Genomic DNA, 7,706 nt, shown 5'->3' on the forward strand with positions numbered 1-7,706 from the left:
GCATCGCGAAGGCTGGCTGGAACACGGAGTCATCAACGAAAAGCGCAAAAGCATCACATGTCCCCTGCATTTTCCGTCTTCAGCCCGGAAACCGGAGACCAGTTGAGTGGGCCTCCGTGCAGTAATCTCTTAGTAAAACGGCTCACATAACCCCTTGGTCAGCAAGGACACCCATAACTGTGGTTTTTGGCGAGTCTATGATCGCGTCACTTTTTGATTTGCAGACCCGTCTTCAGTCGGATCACCATTTTGAGATTCAAGCTAGATCATCGAAGCACTCTATAGATCTCAGAAACTACCTGCATCGTTGCGTCTTCGATCGTTCCTTCATTACGGCATAACACCCAGCCGTGATCTGCAATCGCTCGCTCGAACGCCTTGGTACAAGCGACATGTTCTTCCAGCTTATGGACCACAGTACTGCTCAGCCCACGCCGTCGTGCCGCTGCCCTCGCCCATGAAATATCAGGGGCGGTGACAACCCCGACATGCAGGTCTGGCACTCGCACGTTTCGATCAATATTTAACTGTAGAATCTCTGCAAACGGGATTATCCGGCGAAACGCCGCATCAGACGGGTACCAGCGATCGATCAAGATGATGCTGCCTGGTGGCTGTTTAGCCAGCACGTGCCGGGAAATCCAGTTACGGCTATCAGCAAAGCGCTCACAAACCCCCAACTCCAAATCCCGGGTGGGATTTCTGACGAGTTTGTTAACGAGGGCCATTGTTTCACCCCTATAAGGATCGCTTTTTTTCTCGCAAAGTCGGATCACCTTCCTGTTGTCTGCCCTCAGTACTTTCGTAATGGCCTCCAACAGTGTGGTTTTGCCGGTTCCTTTGGGCCCATCTAAAGAAACAAACAGCGGACGATTCATTCTTCACATAACGATTGATATACGGTGAGTGGAGGGATCTGATGAACAGACATTGATGAGCATTCTAACCTGGTTTCTGGCTAACGAGCCTCAACATCTAGGGTTACAGCCGCTTATGAACATCGGTCATCGCCCATAAGTTGAATACTGTATTGCGGTTGTGAGTGTTGCCTCTGCTTGTTCGACCATGCAGGTGTCCGTCTGCACGACTTAACATTCGTCATCGGATTGAGAAACCAAAGCCAGCGAAATTAGCTAAATGCACTATTTGAGCTGAGCAAAGCCACTCTCCGTTACTCGGAACGTTTCCTGGCTGCACCCGGGCGTTACGGTGGCTTTCTCTATTCAAGGAACCAAAGCCGTGAGTGAGATGGTAGCTAATGAACAATGCGATGTTGGATTCGTTACCTACACGACTTGGCAGCCCGGTGTGAAACTGGAGCGGCTTTTCTAGGGCCGGAGAAAACAAGAACGTCAAGATAGAAACGGGATGCGGCTGCTGAGGAAGTCGATCAGCACTCGAAGTTTAGGAGCCACCGATCGACCGGAAGGCCACAGTAAATTGAAGGTGCTGGACTCATGGGTGTATTGATCCAATACCGCGATCAGTTCTCCGCTGGCAAGCGCTTCTCTCACCACGAAGTCCGCAGCGTAAGTAATCCCCAACCCATGGAGAGCAAAACAAAATCGCCCCTCGACTGTGCTGCAAATGATCGATCGGGGAAGCTCTACCTCCGGCTCATCCTGGTCTTTACGCAAGACCCAGCTTTGCAGCTTTCCCGTTCGCGGAAAGCGAAAATGGATACAACTGTGATTGATCAAATCGCTAGGTCGTTGCGGTGTTCCATGTTCAGCAAAATAGGCCGGTGAGCCCACGGCAATCATCCGATAACTGCCTAAACAGCGTGCTGACAAGTTGGAGTCCTTGGGTGCCCCGCTGCGAACTACGGCATCGAATCCGTCATTGATGACATCAACCAGCCGGTCACTGAACTCCAGATCCAACTGAATATCCTTGTACTGTAGTTGAAACTCGGCGAACACCGGCAGGAAAAGTTTTCCTATCATCGGCAGGCTGACTCTCAAAGCGCCACGAGGAGCAGATGATGTTTGTCGTAATTCGTCACCCGCTGCCTCCAGCTCCGCCAGAACTCGTCTGCAGCGGTCTAGGTATCGTGCGCCTTCGGCCGTCAGGGTGATGGTGCGAGTACTGCGATGAAACAGTCGCACCTCCAGTTTCTCCTCAAGGCGGGAAATACTTTTGCTGACGGCGGACGCGGAAATACCAAGGGCTCCGCCCGCCGCCACGAAACTACGCATTTCAGCGGCCTGAACAAACACGCCGATTGCACTCAAACTTTCCATTAACTCTCAACTCATGACTGCGGAGTCGTTTATGTAGGGACATCCTGCCTGTTTTTCGACGGGCGTTGCTCCGCTAGGGTACTGGCCACTGACCTGTATCGGGTGCGCCCCAGGAAAAACTCTTATGAAAACTGCTGTCGATCCTATTTTGCTCACGCTTGCCACTGCGCTAGAAGATAACCGATTTCGTCTGATGATTGACGCTGATGTCGATCAATTCCAAAACCTGCTTTCCGAAGACGTGATCTACGTCCACTCGAGCGGCTTCACCGACGACAAAACCAGCTACATGGAAAAATTCCGTAACGCAGCGTTCGTCTATCACAGCACCGAACAGCTGATAGACCATGTCAGCGCGTTGGGAAACGATGCTTTTATGGCCACTGGCAGTGTTCGAATGGACGCGACAGTCGGAGGGGTACTTAAGCATCTTCATACTCAGTTTCTAGTTGTGTGGCGCAAAGAGTCAGGGACATGGCGCCTCATCGGTCACCAAACCACCTCACTTCCTCAACGGTGATTCAATCGCCCCACACAGTCTTCTTTCACCAAGAGGAAAGCGTATGAACCCCTCTCCCGCACTCCCCGCTGCACTGGCAAATCATCCGGGATTTAGCCGAGTTTTTCGTCCAGGTCATCTAAGTATTGGTTTCACCGCCCCGTTGGAGGGTTATCCCGACAGCCCCGGCCCCACGATGGCCAATCACGCGGCTATGGCAAAGTTGGCCGACGACGTCGGTATTGCGGCCTTATGGCTGCGCGATGTTCCATTTTACGACCCATCTTTTGGTGATGTCGGTCAGATTCTGGACCCGATGGTCTATGCCGGATGGTTGAGCGCTGTTACGCGCAACATCGCCATTGGTACTGCCGGAATTGTGGCTCCTCTGCGCGATCCTTTGATCGTTGCCAAGCAAGCAGCCAGCATCGACCAACTGCTTAATGGACGCTTCTTGCTAGGCCTGGCCTCTGGAGACCGGCCTGGTGAATACCCTGCCTTCGGACATGAATTCAGTCAACGCGCGGAGCGTTTCCGTGAGGCGCTGGAAATCATCCATACCGTCAGTGAGAATCCGTTCCCCAGCTACCGTTCCAAGCTTCACGGCAGCATGAATGGTGGTCTGGACTTAGTTCCGAAGCCTGTGGCGAAGCGGTTTCCGTTTATTGCTACCGGCCGTGCAGGCCAAACACTGGACTGGCTCGCCGCCAATGTAGACGCATGGATTTGGCACGGTTTTGATCCTCAAGGCATGACCGATGTGATCCCCTTGTGGCGCGAAGCGTACGCTGAACACGGCTTCAAACCGTACGGCTACGGTTGCTGGTTTGATCTTGATACCAATCCTGATGCGCCCATCGAGCGTGGCCAAGTGCTGCGCGGTGGACGCCATGCCATCATCGAACTATTGCAGGCCCAACAAGAGGCCGGCGTTTCCCATGTAGTGCTGAATTTAAAGCCAACTCGCCGCGCACCGGAAGATATTTTTGAGGAACTGGGCCGGCATGTTTTGCCACTATTCCCCGCGCACACCCCAACGTTCCGCGAGTCAGCCCGATGAAGCCGGTCAATGCTGTCGGCTTCATCGTTCTGGGGTTGTTCGGGTTGTATACCCTGGAGTTCGGGGTGGTCGGCATTTTGCCAATGGTTATGGAGCGTTTCGCTGTCTCTACGTCCCATGCGGGCTTGCTGATGGGTATGTTTGCGTTAACGGTCGCAGCGCTGGGCCCTGGGTTGGTGTTGCTGTCGTCGCGGTTACATCACAAAAAAATATTGGTGGTTAGTCTGAGCGTATTTACGCTCAGCAGCCTGTTTTCCGGGTTTACCCATGACTTTAACGTCCTGTTGACTTGTCGCATGATCGCCGCAGTTTTCCATCCGATGTTCTATACCGCAGCACTGGCCTCGGCCATCGCCCTTTATCCGCCAGAACGTTCTGCTCATGCAGTTTCCCGTGCTGTGATTGGCACTACGTTAGGGCTGATTTTGGGTGTGCCCGCCATGACGTGGTTCGCCTACACCTTTAGTTACGAAGCCGCGTGGTTGTTCTGTGCCGGGTTGTGTTTTTTGGCGGGTCTCGGCTTGCTGATGTTATTGCCTCCATCGGCACCCAGGGAGCTGCTTAGCCACAGCGAACAACTGTCGATCCTGCGCAAACCAGCGCTATGGCTAAACCTGACTGCAGCCATATTTATATTTACCGCTTTGTTTTCGGTCTACAGCTACGCCTCTGAGTATTTGCAACGCCAAGTGGGTTTGAGCCCCCATGCAGTCGGTTTGCTGCTGGTTGTATTTGGTATCGGCGGCATTGTATCCAACCTTTGGCTCGGTCGACTGCTCGATAGTCATCTGGTTCGTACAACGTTTCTGCAACCGCTGGCACTCGCGATTGCTTATCTGTTGCTCTACACACTAGCCAGTCCTTGGCTGCCGGGAATGACACTGATCATGCTGGTCTGGGGCGCGGCGCATACCTGTGGGCTGGTCAGCAGCCAAGTTTGGCTGAGTTCGGTCTCGCGAGAAGCGCCCGATTTTGCCACCAGTCTCTTTATCACAGCAGCGAACATCGGCGTGCTCTTGGGTTCCAGTGCCGGCGGTTGGGCAATCAACCGCTTAGGACTGACGGGCGCTGTCTGGTCCGGCGTAGTGTTCTGCGTGTTGGCAATGCTGATGGTGGCAATCAAAGTCGTCATTTATGGCAGCAGACTCGAAGTTCAAGTCGCCAGAGTCTCAGCAACGTGAGCACTTGCGGAGGTGTACATCAATTCCTACAAGCCGCTGATGGGCAGAAAATCTCATGAGTAATGTGAATATGGCTGAACGGCCAGAAATTCTTGATCTGTTTGAGCAGTTTCTCAGCGGTTGGGCAATCGGAGACCCGGTTAGTCTCGCGAGCGTTTGCACTCCCTCAGCTGCCTTGATCAGCAGTGCCCATGGCAGCATCAACGGCGCTACGGCCTTGGCTGAGGTACTCGCCATGGACTGGTTGCGAGGGCAAGAAGCACAGATCAACTCAACAAACCATTACGTCGCTGTCGACAACAAGAACGCAGTTTTAGGCGCGTATCTGTATGGACAGATCACGACGTCCGAACCGGTACCCAAGCAGCTGTTGTTTGGCGCCTTGGTAGTAGCTGACCTTATAGCTACGGACAAAGGATGGTTATTCACCCAACTGCACCTGACTGTCACTTGGCTGGAAGGAGATCGCGAGCTCGCCATAGCCTGGACTCCTCCACGCCCACGTCGTCTTTGGGAGGTGGGTGATGATGCTCCGCACCTGGTCAACGAGTTGGACTCACCATGGGCACGCCTGCCTGGTGCCAAGGTGGTGGGCTCCGCTCAAGACCAGGTCGGCGAAGTGTTCATGCGTTACATCTGGGCAATGGATCAAGCGGATTTCGGACAAATGCGTGGAACTTTGGCGCGCGATATAGCCGGCGCATTTCCACCTATTGGTGATCTGACAGGTCGCAATGAGGTCATGGGCCAACTGAAGAACTTCCGCCAGCCTTGGCCGTGGATGCAACATTTTTGCGTGCCGCTGAGCATCGAGATTAACGACGATCGAGCCACGATGTTGCTGGGTCGGGTTATCGCTCAACGCCCGGTCACCGATGAGGATTTTCCACTCTTTGGCGCCCACTACCGTATCCAGCTTCGTAAGGATGAGGGGCAATGGCTAATCTTCTGGTTTGAGTACATCGAAGGTTGGATCACCGCCCCTTCCGGCGTTTGAGCTTTTTTCTATTTTCCACATTTCAGGATATTCCAATGAAACACGTTCCAATGATCACCCTCAACGATGGCGTCCATATCCCGCAATTAGGGCTGGGTGTTTGGCAATTGGATGATGCGCAAGCCTACGAGTCGTCAAAAGCGGCGCTCCAAGCCGGCAACCGGCATATCGATACCGCGATGATTTACGGTATGAGGCTGGCGTGGGTCGCGCAGTTGCTGAAAGCGAAATTTCTCGCGACGAAATTTTCATCACCACCAAATTATGGAATGCCGACCATGGCTTCGATAAGACATTGCATGCATTTGACGAAAGCCTAAAGCGCATGGGACTGCAGACACTGGATATGTACCTAATTCATTGGTCGCTGCCGATGAAGGGAGCTTACGTCGAGAGCTGGAAAGCGCTGACACGTCTGCGCGAGGAAGGTCGTGTGGGATCCATCGGGGTGTCCAACTTTCATCAAGAGCATTTGCAACGCATCGTAGATGAAACGGGTGTAACACCATCCGTAAATCAAATCGAAATGCACCCGGACTTTGCACAGATTCGTCTTGGGCCTTCGCCTGACACATTCGACATGGGCGCTTAATTCTTTCAACTCCTAAAATAGAGGCTTACATGACTAGTCCAAGAACTTATGTCATCACCGGTACCGCGTCTGGTATAGGCCGCACGACAAGACAGTTACTCGAATCTCAAGGCCACCGCATCATCGGTGTTGATTTACGAGATGCAGAAATCATTACCGATCTTTCCACCCTTGAGGGTCGCCGGGTACTGATCGAACAAGCCACGCAGCTTAGTGACGGTGTTGTAGATGGCGTGCTAGCAGTTGCCGGTGTAGATATTGCGGGCCCTGCCACAGTCGCAATCAACTACTACGGGGCACTGGCAACACTGGTGGGTTTACGCCCTCTTCTGCTGAAATCAAAAGAGCCCCGCGCCGTTGCCGTTTCGTCCATCGTTGGTGTCCACCCTTTCGACCCGGAACTGGTGGAGGCCATGCTTGACGGTACAGAAACCCAAGCGTTGGCCCGTGCCGAAGAAGCACCTTTCGCTTATGCCAGCACCAAGCAGGCATTGTCGCGCTGGATCCGTCGAGTCGCTGCCAGTGAAGAGTGGGCCGGAGCTGGCATTCCCTTGAACGCCATTTCGCCGGGGCTGGTTAAGACCGAGTTGCTGTCGCGGTTGTTTGAGGACCAGGCTACGAAAGACCGCATTAACCTCGGGTGCCCAATGCCGTTGAAAGGTCCTTTCGAGCCTATAGCAGCGGCAGAGTTACTGGCGTTTTTGGCCAGTGAAAAGAATGGCCATATGACAGGGCAAATGATCTATATCGACGGCGGTGCAGACGTCATGCTTCGCGGGGATTCAGTGTGGTAACTCGATAACTCTTGCGCCTGGTTCGCCGGGCATAATCTTTCATTAGTTCTGATCGATCATGCTTTCAAGTCGATCAATATCGCTACGCAACAGACCAATCATTTGCGCGATACCACCCGTTCCTGATGCATCACGCTCAGCTATCAACCCCTCCAAGGCCACCGCAGCTAACTGGCTGGCAAGCTGTCCAGGGGTCAGATCGCTGGTCTTTTCGCCATGGGGATACCAAAACGCGACCCAGTTACATACTCCCAGCAAGGAAAAAGCAGCTAACTCTTCGTTTACCGCGCGGCAAGAACCTTCGCGGATCGACTGTGTTACCAAGTCTGTCAGTGCCGCC

General features: G+C 53.4%; 10 protein-coding genes and 1 pseudogene. 8 read left to right on the top strand and 3 right to left on the bottom strand.

The genetic code is table 11. The features are described 5' to 3' along the window. Positions 1–150 (top strand): annotated as a pseudogene (locus M0974_RS33420) (Rieske 2Fe-2S domain-containing protein); the annotation flags it as partial. Between the two features lie 116 nt (positions 151–266). Here M0974_RS33420 and M0974_RS31030 read toward each other — a convergent pair. Both M0974_RS31030 and M0974_RS31035 read right to left on the bottom strand, forming a co-directional pair. Continuing rightward, on the bottom strand, positions 267–878 hold the full coding sequence (locus tag M0974_RS31030) for a dTMP kinase (RefSeq protein ID WP_297845831.1): 612 nt from the start codon (positions 876–878) through the stop codon (positions 267–269). 474 nt (positions 879–1,352) lie between these two features. After that, complete coding sequence (locus M0974_RS31035; RefSeq protein ID WP_297845832.1) at positions 1,353–2,243, bottom strand: LysR family transcriptional regulator; 891 nt, start codon at positions 2,241–2,243, stop codon at positions 1,353–1,355. Positions 2,244–2,367: 124 nt separating this feature from the next. Here M0974_RS31035 and M0974_RS31040 point away from each other — a divergent pair, with 124 nt between their 5' ends. The 7 genes from M0974_RS31040 to M0974_RS31070 are packed head-to-tail and all read left to right on the top strand — an operon-like array spanning position 2,368 to position 7,366. Continuing rightward, the gene (locus tag M0974_RS31040) at positions 2,368–2,763 is read left to right on the top strand and encodes a nuclear transport factor 2 family protein (RefSeq protein WP_297845833.1); all 396 of its coding nucleotides are present in this window, start codon (positions 2,368–2,370) and stop codon (positions 2,761–2,763) included. A 43-nt stretch (positions 2,764–2,806) separates the two neighbouring features. After that, positions 2,807–3,802, top strand: a complete 996-nt coding sequence (locus M0974_RS31045) for an LLM class oxidoreductase (RefSeq protein WP_297845834.1) — start codon at positions 2,807–2,809, stop codon at positions 3,800–3,802. Further along, positions 3,799–4,983, top strand: a complete 1,185-nt coding sequence (locus tag M0974_RS31050; protein WP_297845837.1) for an MFS transporter — start codon at positions 3,799–3,801, stop codon at positions 4,981–4,983. Before M0974_RS31045 ends, M0974_RS31050 begins: the two co-directional genes overlap by 4 nt. A 55-nt stretch (positions 4,984–5,038) precedes the next feature. Further along, a complete protein-coding gene (locus M0974_RS31055) occupies positions 5,039–5,980 on the top strand; it encodes a nuclear transport factor 2 family protein (protein ID WP_297845839.1) in 942 nt (313 codons plus the stop codon). Between the two features lie 35 nt (positions 5,981–6,015). Further along, positions 6,016–6,300, top strand: a complete 285-nt coding sequence (locus M0974_RS31060; protein ID WP_297845846.1) for an aldo/keto reductase — start codon at positions 6,016–6,018, stop codon at positions 6,298–6,300. After that, the gene (locus tag M0974_RS31065; protein WP_297845840.1) at positions 6,183–6,572 is read left to right on the top strand and encodes an aldo/keto reductase; all 390 of its coding nucleotides are present in this window, start codon (positions 6,183–6,185) and stop codon (positions 6,570–6,572) included. The genes M0974_RS31060 and M0974_RS31065 overlap by 118 nt, the downstream gene beginning before the upstream one ends. A gap of 29 nt (positions 6,573–6,601) precedes the next feature. After that, positions 6,602–7,366, top strand: a complete 765-nt coding sequence (locus M0974_RS31070) for an SDR family oxidoreductase (RefSeq protein ID WP_297845842.1) — start codon at positions 6,602–6,604, stop codon at positions 7,364–7,366. Between the two features lie 42 nt (positions 7,367–7,408). Here the strand turns inward: M0974_RS31070 and M0974_RS31075 are convergent. Continuing rightward, positions 7,409–7,706 (bottom strand): hypothetical protein (locus tag M0974_RS31075; RefSeq protein ID WP_297845844.1); only part of this gene is annotated, 298 nt, incomplete at its 5' end.

Origin of the sequence: Pseudomonas sp. (assembly GCF_026224925.1) — a bacterium.
Classification (GTDB): Bacteria; Pseudomonadota; Gammaproteobacteria; order Pseudomonadales; family Pseudomonadaceae; genus Aquipseudomonas.

Coding starts and splice junctions, on each gene's coding strand:
- M0974_RS31055 (WP_297845839.1), top strand. CDS start 5,039: ATGAGTAATGTGAATATGGCTGAACGGCCAGAAATTCTTGATCTGTTT.
- M0974_RS31040 (WP_297845833.1), top strand. CDS start 2,368: ATGAAAACTGCTGTCGATCCTATTTTGCTCACGCTTGCCACTGCGCTA.
- M0974_RS31045 (WP_297845834.1), top strand. CDS start 2,807: ATGAACCCCTCTCCCGCACTCCCCGCTGCACTGGCAAATCATCCGGGA.
- M0974_RS31060 (WP_297845846.1), top strand. CDS start 6,016: ATGAAACACGTTCCAATGATCACCCTCAACGATGGCGTCCATATCCCG.
- M0974_RS31050 (WP_297845837.1), top strand. CDS start 3,799: ATGAAGCCGGTCAATGCTGTCGGCTTCATCGTTCTGGGGTTGTTCGGG.
- M0974_RS31030 (WP_297845831.1), bottom strand. CDS start 878: ATGAATCGTCCGCTGTTTGTTTCTTTAGATGGGCCCAAAGGAACCGGC.
- M0974_RS31070 (WP_297845842.1), top strand. CDS start 6,602: ATGACTAGTCCAAGAACTTATGTCATCACCGGTACCGCGTCTGGTATA.
- M0974_RS31035 (WP_297845832.1), bottom strand. CDS start 2,243: ATGGAAAGTTTGAGTGCAATCGGCGTGTTTGTTCAGGCCGCTGAAATG.